The sequence below is a fragment of the Cryobacterium adonitolivorans genome, from assembly GCF_004402695.1.
In the GTDB taxonomy this organism is placed as follows: Bacteria; Actinomycetota; Actinomycetes; order Actinomycetales; family Microbacteriaceae; genus Cryobacterium; species Cryobacterium adonitolivorans.
In genome coordinates this window covers 23,525-39,509 of record NZ_SOFL01000052.1, presented here as the reverse complement: position 1 = coordinate 39,509, position 15,985 = coordinate 23,525, and the positions used below count along the sequence as shown (strand labels likewise).

Here is a 15,985-nt window from a genome sequence, read left to right as displayed (position 1 = left end):
GTTACGCGTGTCCTTCGGTCGAGGAATACGGGTCCGCCAGCACCGGCAGGGTCAGCGTCGACGTCGGAGGCGACGGGTGGCTCGCCAGTGACGCGGCGACGGAGTGATCCGGAGCGACCTCAGGGACGTGATACTCGCGCAGCACGACGAGCGAGCGTGCCATCACGGTGTGGGTGGCACCGGCCGGGCGGGCCTCCGAATCGGCGCCCTCTCCCCCGGTGTCGATCACGATCTCCCAGGCGGGCGAGTACTCCTCGCTCGGCAAGGTGAATTCGACGTCTTCGGCATCAGCGTTGAACAGCAGGATGAAGTTCACGTCGGTGACCTCGCGGCCGCGGGAGTCGCGTTCCCGGATGCCCTGGCCGTTCAGGAACATGCTCACGGTGCGCGAGCGGCTCTCGACCCAGTCCTCAGCCCGCATCTCCTGGCCGTCGGTGTTCAGCCAGACGATATCGGCCAGCGGGTCGCCCTCGGCGCGCGTGCCGGGGTGGCCGTCGAAGAAACGGCTGCGGCGAAAGGTGGGGTGTTCCTTGCGCAGGCGCACGACGGCGGAGGTGAACTCGATCAGGGGCTGGTCGGCCTCGTCCCAGTGGATCCAGCTCAGCTCGGAGTCCTGGGCGTAGGTGTTGTTGTTGCCGCGCTGGGTGCGACCGAGTTCGTCGCCGTGCAGGATCATCGGAACACCCTGGGAGAGCAGCATGGTGGCGATGAAGTTGCGCTGCTGGCGGCCGCGCAGGCTGCGGACGGTGTCGTCGTCGGTGGGACCCTCCACGCCCGCGTTCCAGGACCGGTTGTGGCTTTCGCCGTCGTTGTTGTCCTCGCCGTTGGCGTCGTTGTGCTTCTCGTTGTACGACACCAGGTCGTTCAGGGTGAACCCATCGTGCGCGGTGACGAAGTTGATCGATGCGACCGGGCGACGACCGGAGTGTTCGTAGAGGTCGGCGGAGCCGGAGATGCGCGAGGCGAATTCACCCAGGGTGGACGGCTCACCGCGCCAGAAGTCGCGTACGGTGTCGCGATACTTTCCGTTCCACTCCGTCCACTGGGGCGGGAAGTTGCCCACCTGGTAGCCGCCGGGGCCGACGTCCCAGGGCTCGGCGATCAGCTTGACCTGGGACACGATCGGGTCCTGCTGCACGAGCTCGAAGAAGGTGGACAGCTTGTCGACGTCGTACAGGTCGCGGGCCAGTGCGCTGGCGAGGTCGAAGCGGAAGCCGTCGACGTGCATTTCGATGGCCCAGTAGCGCAACGAGTCCATGATCAGCTGCAGCGAGTGCGGGTGGCGCACGTTGAGGGTGTTGCCGGTGCCGGTGTAGTCCATGTAGTACCGGCCGTCGTCGTCCATCAGCCGGTAGTAGGCGGCGTTGTCGATGCCCTTGAACGAGATGGTCGGGCCCAGGTGGTTGCCCTCGGCGGTGTGGTTGTAGACCACGTCGAGGATGACCTCGATGCCCGCGGCGTGCAGGTTCTTGACCATGCCCTTGAATTCCTGCACCTGCTGGCCGAGGTCGCCGCTGGAGGAGTAGGTGTTGTGCGGGGCGAAGAACCCGATGGTGTTGTAGCCCCAGTAGTTGGACAGGCCCTGGTCCTGCAGGGTGCTGTCGTTGACGAACTGGTGCACCGGCATCAGCTCGATCGCGGTGACGCCGAGCTTCTGCAGGTGCTCGATGACCGACGGATGTGCGACGGCCGCGTAGGTGCCGCGCTGGGATTCCGGCACCTCCTGCTGCAGCTGGGTGAGGCCCTTGACGTGAGCCTCGTAGATGACCGATTCGCTGTACGGGGTGCGCGGGGAGCGGTCGCCGGTCCAGTCGAAGAATGGGTTGACGACAACACCGAGCATCATGTGCGGGGCGGAGTCCTCGTCATTGCGGGAGTCCGGGTCGCCGAAGTTGTACGAGAACAGCGCCTGGTCCCAGTCCATGACGCCGCAGGTGGCCTTGGCGTACGGGTCGAGGAGAAGCTTGTTGGGGTTGGCGCGCTTGCCCTCCGCGGGGTTGTACTCGCCGTGCACGCGATAGCCGTAGCGCTGGCCCGGCTGCACCTCGGGCAGGTAGCAGTGCCAGACGAAGGCGCTGGACTCCCGGACTTCGACGGGGGTTTCGGCGCCGTTCTCGTCGAAGAGGCAGAGTTCGACCCGCTCGGCGGCCTCACTGAACAGAGCGAAGTTGGTGCCGCTTCCGTCGTAGGTTGCGCCAAGCGGGTAGGCAGATCCGGGCCAGGTTTCCACGGTGTACTCCTCGAGGAAGGTAAGAACGAAAGGATGAGGTGGGTGGTTTGCCCGAGCCGGGCCCACATATTTACGCTACCTCGTCCGCGGCGCGCGAAAGTCCCGTTAGGCCATGATTTCGTGCACCAGAGGGGCCACTTCGGTGCCATAGAGCTCGATACTGGTCATCAGCTTCTCGTGCGAGAGGGTGCCCAGGCTGTACTTGAGGTCGAAGCGGGACAGCGAAAGCCCCGCGGCCGTTTTGGCGATCTTGGTCGCGACGGTGTGCGGCGAGCCCACGAACAGGGCTCCGTCGGGGCCGGCATCCTGCTCGAACCGGGCCCTGGTGGCCGGGCCCCAGCCGCGCTCGCGGCCGATGCGGTCCTGCATGGCGCGGTAGTGCGGCCACATTTCTTCGCGCGCCTGGTCGTCGGTCGCGGCGATGTAGCCGGGTGAGTGCTCGCCGATGGGCTGCGGGTCCTTGCCGAACTGGTCGAGCGCACGGTGGTAGAGGTCGGTGAACTGGGCGAACGCGAGCGGCTCACCGCCGATGATGGCGAGCATCAGCGGGAGGCCGTAGTGGGCGGCACGCACCACGGACTGCGGGCTGCCGCCCACGCCGATCCAGGTGCGGATGGAGCCGGATTCGGTGGACGGGAACACCCGTTGTTCGGTCAGCGCGCCGCGGGTGCTGCCGGTCCAGGTCACCGGCGCCTCCTTGAGGAGTTCGGCGAAGAGTTCGAGCTTTTCCTCGAACAGCTGCTCGTAGTCGCTGAGGTCCAGGCCGAACAGCGGGAAGGACTCGGTGAACGAACCTCGACCGAGGATGACCTCCGCGCGGCCATTGGAGACGGCGTCGAGGGTGGCGAAGCGCTGGAAGACGCGCACGGGATCGTCGGAGCTCAACACGGTGACCGCGGACCCGAGCTTGATGGTGCTGGTCTGGCCGGCGATGGCGGCCAGCACCACCTCGGGGGCGGAGACGGCGAAGTCCTCGCGGTGGTGTTCGCCGATGCCGAAGAAGCTCAGGCCCACCTGGTCGGCGAGTACGGCCTCTGCGACGACGTTGCGCAGCACCTGGGCGTGGCTGAGCAGGCTGCCATCCGCGGCGTAGGTGACGTCGCCGAACGTGTCGAGACCCAGTTCCAGTTTCGGTGCCATGTGGTGCGCCCTTCCGATCAGTTTGTATGCATACGCATACTAGTCTCCAACCGGACGGGGCTCGTGACTATTCCGGCCCGATCAGGCTGTGTCGCCGGACACGACTGCCGGCAGGATGTTGTGGTTCTGCCGAAGCAGATTCTGCGGGTCGTACTCGCGCTTGAGGAGTCCCAGGCGTTCCAATTTGGACGCGCCGTAGACCTGCTCTGCCTGCTGCACGGGGTCGGCGTCGCGTTCCTCGCCGAGGAAGTTCACGTACCGGCCGCCGGAGCCCAGGGGCTCCACCTCGGCGCCGAAGTCGCGGATGAAGGCCGTCCGGGTGAGGTCGTCGTCGGGTTCGGCCCAGAATCCGTAGATGTTCAGCCAGAACCGGGCGGCGCGGCTGGGGAATGGCGTCGCATCCTCCGGCACGCGTCCGAAGGCGCCGCCCAAGTGGTGGATGTCAAACCCGGTGCCGATCCAGGTCTGCTCGGTGCCCCTGCGGATCAGGGCGGCGATCACCTCGGTATCCAGGCTGTCGAAGGAGGTGTTGCGCCAGTAGCCGCGAACTCCCTTGGGGAAGATCGCGTCGACGGAGGACTGCCAGGCCGGCCAGCTGACGGGTTCGGTGGCCTCCATCGCGGGCGGCGCGGCGCGGCGCAGCCGGTCCACGACCCGCTCCGCCCTGGCGGTGTCGTCGGTCGCCCAGGTGAACCCCAGCAGCAGCAGGGGATCCGAGCCGAGCCCCATCAGAGGCGGTGGCACCGTGAAGGTCAGCACGCTGGTCAGTTCGTCCGGCAGGTCCCGTGTCCACACCTCGTAGGCCGTGAGGGCGGACTCCCAGTGAGGCGCCGGATAGACGAAAGTGCCGGTGAACGGCAACGCGGGAATCGGGTGTGCCCGGAAGGTGAACTCGGTGACGACACCGAAATTCCCGCCGCCGCCGCGAAGCCCCCAGAACAGTTCCGGGTTCTCGGTCCGGCTCGCCGTGACCAGGTGCCCGGCCACGGTCACGACCTCGGCCGAGACGAAGTTGTCGACGGTGAGCCCGTACGCCCTCGTGAGCCACCCCACCCCGCCGCCCAGCGTCAGTCCGGCGATGCCGGTGTTCGAGACCACCCCGATCGGCACGGCCAGGTTGGCCCGTTCGGTGGCGCGGTCGACCTGGGCGAGGCTCGCGCCGGCCGCCACCCGCACCGTGCGGGCCTCGGCGTCCACCTCGACTCCGTTGAGTCCGGAGAGGTCCAGAACGAGGCCGTCGTCGACGGTGCCGTTGCCGGCGACGTTGTGGCCGCCGCCGCGCACGGCGAGCGGCAGGCCCTGTTGGGAGGCCAGGGCGAGCGTGGGTGCGATGTCGGCGACCGAACCGGCCCGCACCACGGCGATCGGCCGTCGGTCGATCATGCCGTTCCAGACCCGCCTGGCGTCGTCGTAGCGGGGGTCGGAGCGATCGATCAGTTCGCCCGAGATGCGGGTGCGCAGCGAGGAAAGCAGGGAACGGTGGGTGGGGTTTGAGTGTGGGTCAGACGGGGAGTTCATCGGGCTTCCTCCGGTTTTGTCGACGACGGGTTTACCGGCGCCGGCCTGCCCCCTGTCCCGGCGCCGTCCGCGTCCATGACACCACCTTCAGCGGCCGACGGCAACGCCCGTCGTGATCTCCGTCACCCGGCCGGCGTCGACCGCCCAGTGCCGGTCGAGACGCACCGTGGCCAGCATCCGCCGGTCGTGGGTGACCAGCAACAGGGTGCCCGTGTACGACTCGAGGGCCTGCTCCAATTGTTCGATCGCGGCGAGGTCGAGGTGGTTGGTGGGCTCGTCGAGCACCAGAAGGTTGACGCCGGTGGCCTGCAGCAGGGCGAGACCGGCGCGGGTGCGTTCCCCGGGTGACAGGGCGTCGGCGGGCCGGTTGACGTGGTCTGCGGTGAGGCCGAACTTGGCGAGCAGGGTGCGGATCTCACCGACGGGGCTCTCGGGCAGGCGCTCCTCGAAGATGGCCACCAGGGTCTGGTCGCCCGTGACACTGGCCCTAGCCTGGTCGATCTCGCCGATGGCGACGCTCGCGCCCAGGCTCGCCGAGCCGGCGTCGGGAAGGCGGCGGCCAAGCAGTGCGCGGAGCAGCGTGGTCTTGCCGGCGCCGTTGGGACCGGTGATTCCGATGCGCTCCCCCGCGTTGACCTGCAGGGAGACCGGACCGAAGACGAAGTCACCAAGCCGGATGATCGCTTCGTTCAGGATCGAGACCACGCTGCTCGAGCGCGGTGCGGCGCCGATGGTGAACTCGAGCTGCCACTCCTTGCGCGGTTCGTCGACCTCGTCGAGACGGCTGATGCGACTTTCCATCTGGCGCACCTTCTGCGCCTGCTTCTCGCTGGACTCTGCGGCCGCCTTGCGGCGGATCTTGTCGTTGTCCGGGGACTTCTTCATGGCGTTGCGCACACCCTGGCTGGACCACTCCCGCTGAGTCCGGGCGCGGCCGACCAGATCGGCCTTCTTGTCGGCGAACTCGTCGTAGGCGGCGCGCTTGCGCCGTCTGGCCGTCTCGCGCTCGTCCAGGTAGGACTCGTACCCGCCGCCGAAGACCCGGTTCGCGCTTTGGGCGAGGTCCAGTTCGAGGATCCGGGTCACCGAGCGGGCCAGGAACTCCCGGTCGTGACTGACCAGGACGACTCCGCCCCGCAGGCCCGTTACGAAGCCTTCCAGACGTTCGAGACCGTCGAGGTCGAGGTCGTTGGTGGGCTCGTCGAGCAGCACGATGTCGAATCTGGACAGCAACAGGGCGGCCAGGCCCACCCTGGCGACCTGGCCGCCGGAGAGCGACGTCATCAGCGCATCCGCGGCGACGTCGGCGTCGAGGGTGAGACCGAGGTCGTTCAGCACGGCAGGGAGCCTGTCGTCGAGGTCCGCCGCACCGCTGGCCAGCCAGCGGTCCAGGGCCACCGAGTAGACATCGGCCGGGTCCGCCCCGCCCGGTGCAGCAGGCTCGGCAAGGGCCGCGGCGGCGGCGTCCATCTCCCTGGTCGCCTGGGCACAGCCGGTGCGACGACCGATGTACTCCGCCACGGTTTCCCCCGGCACCCGTTCGTGTTCCTGGGGCAACCAGCCGACGAAGGCATCCGCCGGTGACAGCGCCACGGAGCCGCCCTGCGGTTCGTCGAGGCCGGCGAGCAGGCGCAGCAGGGTGGACTTACCCGCACCGTTCACGCCGACGACACCGACGACATCGCCGGGTGCGACGGTGAGATCCAGGGAATCGAATAGTGTGCGGTGGGCGTAGCCGCCGGCCAGGGCCTTGGCGACGAGGGTTGCGGTCATGGGTCCAGTTTCCCATCTGGACAGCTTCCCAGCCGAACGGCACCGGTGTAGCGAAGCGTCATCGCCCGGTTGCACTCTGGCGGCTGCGCCTACGCTGGGCTCATGACGCCTCGCCCCGACAAGCATGTGCCGCAGACCCTCGCCGCGTTCAGCCAGGCCGTGCACGCCGGCAATGACATCGACTCTGGCACCGGCGCGGTGCGCACCCCAATCGTGATGGCGAACTCGTATGCGCTGCCGGAGGATCCGTCGTCGATCAGCTGGTCGGGCACCGATGTGCCGCTCTACACGCGCAACAGCGGGGTCAACCAGTTGGGCCTGCAGCAGAAGCTTGCCCTGCTCGATCGCGGCGAGGACGCCGTCGCCCTGGCCAGCGGGGTGGCCGCCCTGCACGCCGTGTTCTTCACCTTCCTGCGCACCGGTGACCATGTGGTGGTGTCCGACGTCGCCTACGAGGCCACCTTCAAGCTCTTCAGGGAGCTGCTCCCCGAGAAGTACGGCATCCTGGCGACCTTCGTCGACACCAGCGACCCGGTCGCGGTGGCGGCGGCGATCCGGCCGGAGACCCGGCTGGTGCACGTCGAGGCCATCGCCAACCCCACGACCAGGGTCACCGACATCGCTGCTGTGGCGGTCATCACCCGTGCGGCCGGCGTGCTCCTCTCGGTGGACTCCACCTTCACTCCGCCGCCGGTGCTGCGCCCCCTCGAGCTCGGGGCAGACCTGGTGGTTCATTCCCTCACCAAGTACATCAACGGCCACGGCGACGCCATGGGCGGTGCCGTCATCGGCTCACGCGAGCTGATCCAACGCATCAAGTCGGAGGCAATGGTTGACGTGGGCGGGGTGATCAGCCCGTTCAACGCCTGGCTGATCGTGCGCGGCTCCGTCACCCTGCCGCTGCGGATCCGCCAACACACCGAGTCCGCCCAACGGGTCGCGGAATTCCTCGCCGCCGATCCCCGGGTGGCGTACGTGGCATACCCGGGTCTGCCCGGCCACCCCCAGCACGACGCGGCAGTCCGGCAGTTTCGACACGGCTTCGGCGGAATGCTCGCCTTCGCGGTTGACGGAGACCCCGCGACGCAGAACCGGTTCGTGGCCGCGCTGCGGGTGATCACGTCCGCGGTCTCGCTCGGCCACGACGAGAGCCTCATCGTGCACGTATCGGGCGCCGGACCGCGGGCCGCCCACTACCCTGAGGAGTTCCAGCGGCTCGGTCACCTGCGCCTCTCGGTGGGCCTGGAAGACGCCGGGGACCTGATCGGTGATCTCTCGGCCGCCCTGGACGAGACGTTCGCATGACGCGCCCGGAAACCAGGCCGATCCGTCGCGTCAGTCGGCCGCGTCCAGGTACAGCCAGGTGCCGGACACCTTCTCGAATCTGCTGATTTCGTGTTGCTGCGCCCGCCGGCCGTCCTGGCGCGAATGTGCGGTGAATTCCACGATGCCCTCAGTGTCAAAGAGGGAGCCCTGCACGGTCCGGTCGATCTCCAGCCGCATCCATCGCTCCGACGGCTCCAGCCGGAGGGAGCCGGGCCGGGTGCGCGGGTGCCAGGTGCGCAGGAGGTAGCCGGCATCGCCGACCGCGAAGGCCGAGTACCGCGATCGCATGAGCTGCTCGGCCGTGGCGGCCCTGGCGTCGCCCCGGTGCAGGCGCCCGCAGCAGTCGTCGTAGCTGTTGCCGCTGCCGCACGGACAGCGCACGGCCGCGGATGGTGGCCGTTCTGATTGAGCGGCGGGTTCTGGAGGAGGCACCCAGCCATTATCGACGACTCTCAGGCCGAGGTCACTCGCACCAATGCCTCATTGCGACCCAGGAGCCCGGGCCGGAACGGCGGGTCGAACCGAGCGAAGTAGACCGGTCCGTCCGGCAGAAGATCAGCGGCCGTCAGCGAACCGAGCAGCGCACGGCCACGGTCGGTGAATCTCTTCGTGCTCCAGCCGCCGCCGAAACGCAGGACGGCGGCCTCATGGGCCGGTACGACGAGGATCCTCAGTGTTTCGTCGAGCGGCACTGGCACACGGTCGAGGTCCGACTCGCCCGGCAGCGCGACGCTGATCAGGTGCCCGGACTCCCCCGTCTGCTCCTGCAGCACCGGAGGCGCCATGGGGATTGTCGCGGCGGACCTGTTGTTGCCGTCGAGGTAGTCCTGAATCGGCCGGAAGCCGCGGCTGGCCGCTCGCGTGAAGTCCCCGTCGACCTGCACCTGCACGAGGACTCGGTCCGGATAGCGGCGAACATCGAAGCCTGGGAAGGCCCGCACCACGGTGTATGGCTGCTGCTCGGTCATGTCGGGGAGTGTAATCCGAGACCCCCGGTCGGGGGGTGGATTGCTGACCCCCTTGACGCGGGCGTGACGAGGGCGCGGCGACTCTGCCTGCGGAGGGACTCTGCCTTCTTGACTATGCCGTCTTGACCATGCCTTCTTGACGACTATGCCTTCTTGACGACTCCGGACTTGAGCTGCATGCTCACGCCCTCGATTCGGCATTCGATGTCGTGGTCGCCCACGCCCTGGCGCAGGCGGATACCGCGCACCTTGGTGCCGACCTTGATGACGGTGGAGCTGCCCTTGAGCTTGAGGTCCTTGATGATGGTCACGGAGTCGCCGTCGGCCAGCACGCTGCCGTAGGCGTCGGTGATGGCGGCATCCTGCGCCGGCTCACCGGCTGCCGGGGCCTCTGCCGCCCACTCGTGCCCGCACAGTGGGCAGACCAGCAGCGCCCCCATTTCGTAGGTCAGATCGCTGGAGCATTCCGGGCACGGCGGCAGTGTCTCATTCACCTCCCCATCGTAGAGCCGGGACCCAGAGTCGATGGTCCTACCCGGTCCGATCGACAGGGTGCGGTGCGTTTGGAGAAGAACCGGGTATTTCCCTGACAACTCCACGCTAATGAGCGTATTTTGCCCGATAGAGCGTGCCGTCGACTGGGACGGCGACGCACGAGCCCTGGGATGAAGGTGGACACATGGCCCTGTACGTCTTATCGAAGCCGCCGGTGACGACCGGACGAGGCGGGTGGTCGACGTGAGCGTCCTCGCGGAGGTTCTGCTCGCCCTCGCGGCGATAATGGTCGTGTCCACCGTGACGTTCGTCGTTATCGTGCGGGTGCTGTACCGGCGGATGCGTCGCAGCAGGGCGCTCAACGGTGCCGTGCTGCGTGTTCGCACTCGGGTGAGTATCGGCCCGCAACACGAGATTCTCCGGCTGCGGTTGCGGCTGAGGGAGTCCCTCGCCAGCGGACAGGCCGCCGTCGACGTCACGGCGCAGAGCGGAGGCCCTCGCGGTGACCTGCAGAGGCTCCTGGGCCGGTTGCGGGACGAGGGGGCCAGAGTGGAGTCGCAGTTGTTGCTGTTGGCCACCGAGCGGGATCCGGTCGCGCTCGCGGAGGCTCTCCCGGTGGCGGCTCGCCGCGTGGACCAGATAACCGACTTGGTGCGACGGGTGCGGTCCGTCGTTGCGGCCGGTCTCGGCGTTCGCACCGATGACACGCTCACGACGCTCGGCGCTGACGTCGACCGTGAGATCGCCGCGGTGGCCGCCGGAGTGGCGGAGTTGCACGCCCTCACCCTGCTCGACGGGTTGCCCGCTCCGGGGCCGGACAGGTCGGGTTACCTGATCGCGCTGCCGCGGACCTCGGCGCACCGCTTTGACAAGAGGAGCACCCCATGACCTTCACCAACCGGCTGCGCGTCATCTTCCGCAGCAAGGCATCCCGCACCCTGGACCGGCTCGAGGACCCCCGCGAAGCCCTCGACGACAGCTACGAGCAGCTGGTGCGGATGCTGCAGGACGTGAGGTTGGGCCTGGCCGAGGTTGCGACCGCGAAGAAACGGCTCGAGTTGCAGGGCCAGGAGATGGGTGCCCGCCACCAACGGCTGGCCGACCAGGCCGAGTCGGCCCTGAACCAGGGCCGCGAAGACCTGGCCAGGACGGCGCTGGAGCGTCGCTCCCTGCTCGAGGGCCAGGTGGCTGCCCTCCGTGACCAGTACACCCTCCTGCAGAAGCAGCAGGGACAGCTGCAGGACAACGAACGGCGTCTCGCGGAGAGGGTCGCCGCGTTCCGCACCGAGAAGGAGAGCATCAAGGCCAGCTATGCCGCCTCCCAGGCGCAGGTGAAGGCCAACGAGGCCGCGGCCGGCCTCGGCTCCCAGATGAGCGAGGTCGGCGTCAGCCTCGACCGGGCCAAAGACCGCATCGCCCAGATGCAGGCCCGCGCCGCCGCCACGGACGAACTGCTCGCCAGCGGAGCCCTCACCGATCTCACCGCCCCACCGGATGCCGACCTCGAGCGGCAACTGTCTGCCGGTGCGACCTCGGCGGACGTTGAGCGGCAGCTGCGGGCAATGAAGGACGCCAGGGCGTCACGGCAGGGCCGGCCGGCCGGGTCGCGGGGAACCGGGCCGGACGCATGGCTCAGTATCGGGAACGGTCCCGACACCCCCTGAGGCCGGCGAGGGAATCCGCCGACAACCCGGTCTAGAAATATCAACCAAAATATCCAGCACATAGTGCCACGAGAATGTTTCGAAGTTGTTCTCCCCGGAGCGGCAAGGCAGCAAAAAACCCCCGATGACGACTGTCATCGGGGGTTTTTCTTCTGCTTGGTGGATCCGAGGGGATTCGAACCCCTGACCCCCTGCATGCCATGCAGGTGCGCTACCAGCTGCGCCACGGACCCAGACTTTGTTTCGAATTCCTCCGAAACAACTTCATTAGGTTACTACATGTTTTGAGTGCTCGTGAACCAAACGCTACTCCGCGGCGTCAATTTCCACGATGGATTCGACATCCGAGCCGTTGGACGAGCGGTCTGCAGAAGACTCGTCGGACTCGTCGATGGCGCGCGCGCTGGCCTGGTCGATCGGGATGACCGGGCAGTCCTTCCACAGGCGCTCGAGCGAGTAGTAGACGCGCTCCTCCTCGTGGAAGACGTGCACGACGAGGTCGCCGAAGTCGACGAGGATCCAGCGCCCCTCGGCGCGTCCCTCGCGGCGAAGCGGCTTGTAGCCGGCTTCGATCAGCTTGTCCTCGATTTCGCCGGCGATCGCGACGACGTTGCGTTCGGAGCGTCCCGTGACAATGAGGAAGATGTCGGCCAACGGCAACGGGTTGGAAACGTCAATGGCAACGAGATCCTCCCCCGCTTTCGAGTCGGCGGCGGCGGCGGCCACCTTGAGGAGCTCGAGAGCGTGGGCAGAAGCGGTCATCGATTGAATCCCTGAGTTAGTAAGAGCGAAGAGGATGGCATTAGTAGATATTGAAGGCGTAGCCGAGGACAAAGAGCGACAGTACTCCGATGGCGAGCACCGCAGCGGTGATCGCGAGAACCGTCGGCAGGGAGGCGCCGCGTTTGCGAGGCGGCGTCATCACACCCCTGGTGGAGGTGTGGGTGCTCACGGCGCGGCTGGCGCTCACGGGTGCCACATCGTTGTGGTGGCCGCCCTCGTCGAGTTGGTCGAGCATGCGGTCCATCTCCGACGAGTCGAAGAGGTTGGGGTGCTGACCGGTGGCGCCCAGGCTTCGCGGCAGGTCGATCGAACCCGTGATCATGATCTCGCCGGTGCTGGTGATGGGGCCGCCGGGTCCCTGACGCGGGATGGACGGAAGGATCAGTGCATTGGTGGTCGTGGGCATTCCGCCGGCACCGACGCCGCGGCCCACGAGGTCGTCGAAGGTCGCGTCATCGCGGCGCCCGATGGTTTCGATGTGACTGTCGTCTTCACGGTCCACCGACCAGTGACCGACCGGCGGGTGCAGGGCGTTGACCGCGGCCGCACCGTCAGAACGCTTCGTCTCGTCGTCGGAGCCCGAGCGGGGTGCGGAGACCGGGGACGAAGCCACCGGGGACGGAGCGACCGGGGAAGGTGCGACCTGCTCATGGACCGAGACATCCTCGGCGGCACTAGCGGACGACGCGGCCTGCAGGGCTCGAAGCTCGCGACGGGTGAGGGTACGACCGGCGTCGGTGTCGGCCGGAGTGGTGTGTCGGGAGTGGTGCGGCTCGGCCTGAACAGGATGGGCCTGAACCGGATGGGCCTGAACCGGATCAGTCTGAACCGGACCGGCAGGCGCGTCGGCGACCGCGGAGGCATCGGCGGGCAGGACGATGTCGCCGGTGGAGGTCTCCTGTGCAGAATCCGTCTCACCGGTCGACGGCTCGTGCTCCCGAGCCAACTCGCGCAACTGTCGTCGCGTCAGTGGCTGCGGGCTGTTACCCAACGTCATGCCACACTCCGATACAGATGGTGCTTTGAGATGTACTGGACAACCCCATCGGGGACCAAGTACCAGACCGGGAATCCCCGGTTCACGCGTGCCCGGCAGTCAGTAGACGAGATCGCCAGAGCCGGAACCTCCAGCAAGCTTACGTCCTGGTTAGGTAATCCTGAAATGCTCAGGTCGTGTCCCGGGCGACTCACAGCCACGAAGTGGGCCAGTTTCCACAGTTCGGCGGCATCTTTCCAGCCCAGGATTTGGGTGATCGCGTCGGCGCCTGTGATGAAGAACAGCTCTGCGTCCGGGCGTTCGGCGTGCAGGTCTCGGAGGGTGTCGATCGTGAAGGTTGGCCCGGTGCGGTCGACGTCGACGCGGCTGACGGTGAAGCGGGGGTTGGATGCCGTGGCGATGACGGTCATCAGGTAACGGTGTTCGGCCCGCGTCACGTCAGCCTTCTGCCACGGCTGCCCGGTAGGCACGAAGATGACTTCGTCGAGGTCGAAGCTCTGGGCGACCTCGCTCGCTGCGACGAGGTGCCCGTGATGGATGGGGTCAAAGGTGCCGCCCATCACTCCGATGCGCGGGCGGTTCCGGGTCACAATGCGCCGATTGTCAGTGGCCGCCGTGGCTGGCTGCGCCACCGTGGGCGGCGGCGTAGGCATTGGCCTTGGCGCTGTGACGGTTCGCGACGTCGCGGAAGCTCCAGACGACGAACCCGAGGGCGGCGAACACGATGAGCGCCACGAGGCCGTAGACCCAGGTCGCGACGGGCAGCTGAGTGTGCTCGACCTCAGCAAGGACAGCGGTCACGAACAACATGGAATCTCCGTTCAGGATTACTCTTTCGCGCTGCATGGGCGGGCGGCAGCGGTACCGCGACCAGTCTAGCGGGACCATCCGCCCGCGCTGGCGAGCGGCACCGGCCCTAGACGCGGATCTGGCCGGTGCCGCGCACGATCCACTTGGTGCTGGTGAGCTCCGGCAAGCCCATCGGTCCGCGAGCGTGCAGCTTCTGGGTGGAGATCCCGACCTCGGCGCCGAACCCGAACTCGCCGCCGTCGGTGAACCGGGTGGACGCGTTGACCATCACCGCGGCCGAGTCGACCTCGTTGAGGAAGCGCTCCGCGTTGACGATGTCGTTGGTGATGATCGATTCGGTGTGCCCGGTCGAATACCGACGGATATGGGCGATCGCGGCGTCGAGGTCGGCCACCACGGCGACAGACACGTCCAGGCTCATGTATTCGGTTGCCCAGTCCTCGTCGGTCGCGGGAACGGCCGCCGGGTACAGAGCTCGGACCGCGGCATCGCCGTGGATGGTGACGCCCGCGCCGGCGAGCTTCGCCAGCACCCCGGGCAGCACCCGGCTGGCGGCCTGCTCATGCACGAGGACGGTCTCTACGGCGTTGCAGACGCTGGGCCGTTGCACCTTGGCGTTATGCACGATGTCCGCTGACCACTGCTCGTTGGCGGAGGCGTCCAGGAAGATGTGCACGACACCGGCCCCGGTTTCGATCACGGGCACCGTCGACTCGGAAACGACGGCCTGGATCAGCCCGGCGCTGCCGCGCGGGATCAGCACGTCGACCTGGCCGCGGGCCTGCATCAGCGCCGTCGCCCCGGCCCGTCCGAACGGGTCGATGGTCTGCACGGACTCCCCCGGCAGGCCGGCGGCGACCAGGGCCCCCTGGATCAGGGCGACGAGCACCCGGTTCGAGTTCTCGGCGGCGGAGCCGCCTCGCAGTACGGCGGCATTCCCGCTCTTGAGTGCCAGCGCGGCGATGTCCACGGTCACGTTCGGACGTGCCTCGTAGATGACCCCGACGACGCCGAACGGTACGCGAACCTGGCTGATCTTGACGCCGTTGGCCAGGCTGCTGCCGCGCACGACCTGGCCGACCGGGTCGGTCAGCGCTTCTATCTCGTCGACAGCGTCGGCCAGAGACCGGATGCGCGCATCGTCCAGGCTCAGCCGGTCGAGAAGGCCGGCGGTGAGGCCGTTCCGGGCTCCGGCGGCCAGGTCGAGGGCATTGGCGGCGACGATCTCCGCCACGTTCTCGCGCAACGCCACGGCGACTCCGCGGAGCGCTTGGTTCTTCACCTGCGTCGGCGCGGACGCCAGCGCGAGGGAGGCCGCACGGCCCGCGTCGAGCAGGGCCGTGAAGGAGCCGTCGAACGGGACGCCGGCGGCGTCGGGAGCGGAACCGGGCAGGACGGAGGCTGGAGGGGACTGCGACATGCCCTCAGCCTAAGGCAGGCCGCCGCACGCTTGCCGGGTCGGCGGGCTCGAACCAGGTGCCGATCCGGTCGCCGCGGAGGGCCTCGGCGACCAGCGCCGTCGACGTCACCAGGACCGCGGTTCCGGCCTCAGCGGCGATCCGGGCGGCGGACACCTTGGTGCCGGCGCCGCCCGTTCCCACCCCGGACCGGGAGGAGCCGAATACGACGCCGGGAAGGGTGTCGCCGAGGGCAACACGCTCGATCCGTTCGGCGCCGGGCAGGTGTGGAGGCCGGGTGTAGAGCGCATCCACGTCGCTGAGCAGCACGAGCAGGTCGGCCCTGACAAGGGTGGCGACGAGGGCGGCGAGCCTGTCGTTGTCACCGAACCGGATCTCGTGAGTGGCGACGGTGTCGTTCTCGTTGACGATCGGCAGGATACGCAGCCCCAGGAGACGGTCCATTGCCCGTCGGGCATTGCTTCGGTGGGAAGGATTCTCCAGGTCCCCCGCGGTCAGCAGAACCTGCCCGGCGACGATGTCGTAACGGTCCAGGCTCTCCTGGTAGCGAAACACGAGCAGATTCTGACCCACGGAGGCCGCGGCCTGCTGGGTGGCCAGATCGGTGGGACGCTCGTCGAGCTGCAGGTACGGCATCCCGGTGGCGATGGCTCCGGAGGACACCAGGACCACCTCGGTGCCACGGCCGTGGGCGCCCGCGAGGGCATCGACCAACCGCGGTATCTGGCCGGCGTTGGCGCCGCTAATCGAGGAGGAGCCCACCTTTACCACGATGCGTGGGGCACCGGACACCCCGTCCCTGGTCAGGACGCTCATTCACACACGCACCAAGGCATACTCAGCCCGGCTGCGGCGACGGCTGG

16 protein-coding genes and 1 tRNA gene are annotated in these 15,985 nt (G+C 67.9%); 3 read left to right on the top strand and 14 right to left on the bottom strand.

Annotated elements, in window-relative coordinates; all coding sequences use genetic code 11:
- Position 1: 1 nt before the first annotated feature.
- The 4 genes from glgX to E3O42_RS15745 all read right to left on the bottom strand — a co-directional run bounded on the left by glgX (position 2) and on the right by E3O42_RS15745 (position 6,661).
- On the bottom strand, positions 2 to 2,230 hold the full coding sequence (gene glgX / locus E3O42_RS15760; RefSeq protein ID WP_134454849.1) for a glycogen debranching protein GlgX: 2,229 nt from the start codon (positions 2,228 to 2,230) through the stop codon (positions 2 to 4).
- Between the two features lie 105 nt (positions 2,231 to 2,335).
- The gene (locus E3O42_RS15755) at positions 2,336 to 3,370 is read right to left on the bottom strand and encodes an LLM class flavin-dependent oxidoreductase (RefSeq protein ID WP_134454848.1); all 1,035 of its coding nucleotides are present in this window, start codon (positions 3,368 to 3,370) and stop codon (positions 2,336 to 2,338) included.
- 81 nt (positions 3,371 to 3,451) lie between these two features.
- A complete protein-coding gene (locus E3O42_RS15750) occupies positions 3,452 to 4,888 on the bottom strand; it encodes an FAD-binding oxidoreductase (RefSeq protein WP_134454847.1) in 1,437 nt (478 codons plus the stop codon).
- Positions 4,889 to 4,975: 87 nt separating this feature from the next.
- A complete protein-coding gene (locus E3O42_RS15745) occupies positions 4,976 to 6,661 on the bottom strand; it encodes an ABC-F family ATP-binding cassette domain-containing protein (RefSeq protein WP_134454846.1) in 1,686 nt (561 codons plus the stop codon).
- Between the two features lie 102 nt (positions 6,662 to 6,763).
- On the opposite strand from E3O42_RS15745, the gene E3O42_RS15740 reads away from it, so the two are divergent.
- Complete coding sequence (locus tag E3O42_RS15740; protein ID WP_134454845.1) at positions 6,764 to 7,966, top strand: trans-sulfuration enzyme family protein; 1,203 nt, start codon at positions 6,764 to 6,766, stop codon at positions 7,964 to 7,966.
- 30 nt (positions 7,967 to 7,996) lie between these two features.
- Here the strand turns inward: E3O42_RS15740 and E3O42_RS15735 are convergent, their stop codons facing one another.
- The 3 genes from E3O42_RS15735 to E3O42_RS15725 form a co-directional block, all read right to left on the bottom strand.
- Positions 7,997 to 8,419 (bottom strand): YchJ family protein, encoded by a 423-nt coding sequence (locus E3O42_RS15735; protein ID WP_174844284.1) that lies wholly within the window; start codon positions 8,417 to 8,419, stop codon positions 7,997 to 7,999.
- 20 nt (positions 8,420 to 8,439) lie between these two features.
- Positions 8,440 to 8,955, bottom strand: a complete 516-nt coding sequence (locus tag E3O42_RS15730) for an SOUL family heme-binding protein (RefSeq protein ID WP_166788020.1) — start codon at positions 8,953 to 8,955, stop codon at positions 8,440 to 8,442.
- Positions 8,956 to 9,098: 143 nt separating this feature from the next.
- Entirely contained in the window at positions 9,099 to 9,449 is a 351-nt protein-coding gene (locus E3O42_RS15725) for a zinc ribbon domain-containing protein YjdM (protein WP_134454843.1), read from the bottom strand.
- A 244-nt stretch (positions 9,450 to 9,693) separates the two neighbouring features.
- Here E3O42_RS15725 and E3O42_RS15720 point away from each other — a divergent pair, with 244 nt between their 5' ends.
- Together E3O42_RS15720 and E3O42_RS15715 are read left to right on the top strand one after the other, a co-directional pair.
- Positions 9,694 to 10,338, top strand: coding sequence for a hypothetical protein (locus E3O42_RS15720; protein WP_134454842.1), 645 nt, complete (start codon positions 9,694 to 9,696; stop codon positions 10,336 to 10,338).
- Positions 10,335 to 11,114, top strand: a complete 780-nt coding sequence (locus E3O42_RS15715; protein WP_134454841.1) for a PspA/IM30 family protein — start codon at positions 10,335 to 10,337, stop codon at positions 11,112 to 11,114. The genes E3O42_RS15720 and E3O42_RS15715 overlap by 4 nt, the downstream gene beginning before the upstream one ends.
- Before the next feature lie 157 nt (positions 11,115 to 11,271).
- Here the strand turns inward: E3O42_RS15715 and E3O42_RS15710 are convergent.
- The 7 genes from E3O42_RS15710 to proB form a co-directional block, all read right to left on the bottom strand.
- Positions 11,272 to 11,347 (bottom strand) — tRNA-Ala (locus tag E3O42_RS15710).
- A gap of 73 nt (positions 11,348 to 11,420) precedes the next feature.
- Positions 11,421 to 11,876 (bottom strand): ribosome silencing factor, encoded by a 456-nt coding sequence (rsfS, locus tag E3O42_RS15705; protein ID WP_134454840.1) that lies wholly within the window; start codon positions 11,874 to 11,876, stop codon positions 11,421 to 11,423.
- A gap of 40 nt (positions 11,877 to 11,916) precedes the next feature.
- Complete coding sequence (locus E3O42_RS15700; protein WP_134454839.1) at positions 11,917 to 12,894, bottom strand: hypothetical protein; 978 nt, start codon at positions 12,892 to 12,894, stop codon at positions 11,917 to 11,919.
- The gene (gene nadD, locus E3O42_RS15695) at positions 12,891 to 13,547 is read right to left on the bottom strand and encodes a nicotinate-nucleotide adenylyltransferase (RefSeq protein ID WP_420897889.1); all 657 of its coding nucleotides are present in this window, start codon (positions 13,545 to 13,547) and stop codon (positions 12,891 to 12,893) included. The genes E3O42_RS15700 and nadD overlap by 4 nt, the downstream gene beginning before the upstream one ends.
- Positions 13,498 to 13,704: a hypothetical protein gene (locus E3O42_RS15690; protein WP_134454837.1), complete on the bottom strand. Its 207-nt coding sequence runs from the start codon at positions 13,702 to 13,704 to the stop codon at positions 13,498 to 13,500. The genes nadD and E3O42_RS15690 overlap by 50 nt, the downstream gene beginning before the upstream one ends.
- A 106-nt stretch (positions 13,705 to 13,810) precedes the next feature.
- Positions 13,811 to 15,124 carry a glutamate-5-semialdehyde dehydrogenase gene (locus tag E3O42_RS15685; RefSeq protein WP_134454836.1) on the bottom strand — a complete coding sequence of 438 codons (1,314 nt, stop codon included), beginning with the start codon at positions 15,122 to 15,124 and terminating at the stop codon, positions 13,811 to 13,813.
- 4 nt (positions 15,125 to 15,128) lie between these two features.
- Positions 15,129 to 15,938 carry a glutamate 5-kinase gene (proB, locus tag E3O42_RS15680; RefSeq protein ID WP_134454835.1) on the bottom strand — a complete coding sequence of 270 codons (810 nt, stop codon included), beginning with the start codon at positions 15,936 to 15,938 and terminating at the stop codon, positions 15,129 to 15,131.
- Positions 15,939 to 15,985 lie beyond the last annotated feature (47 nt).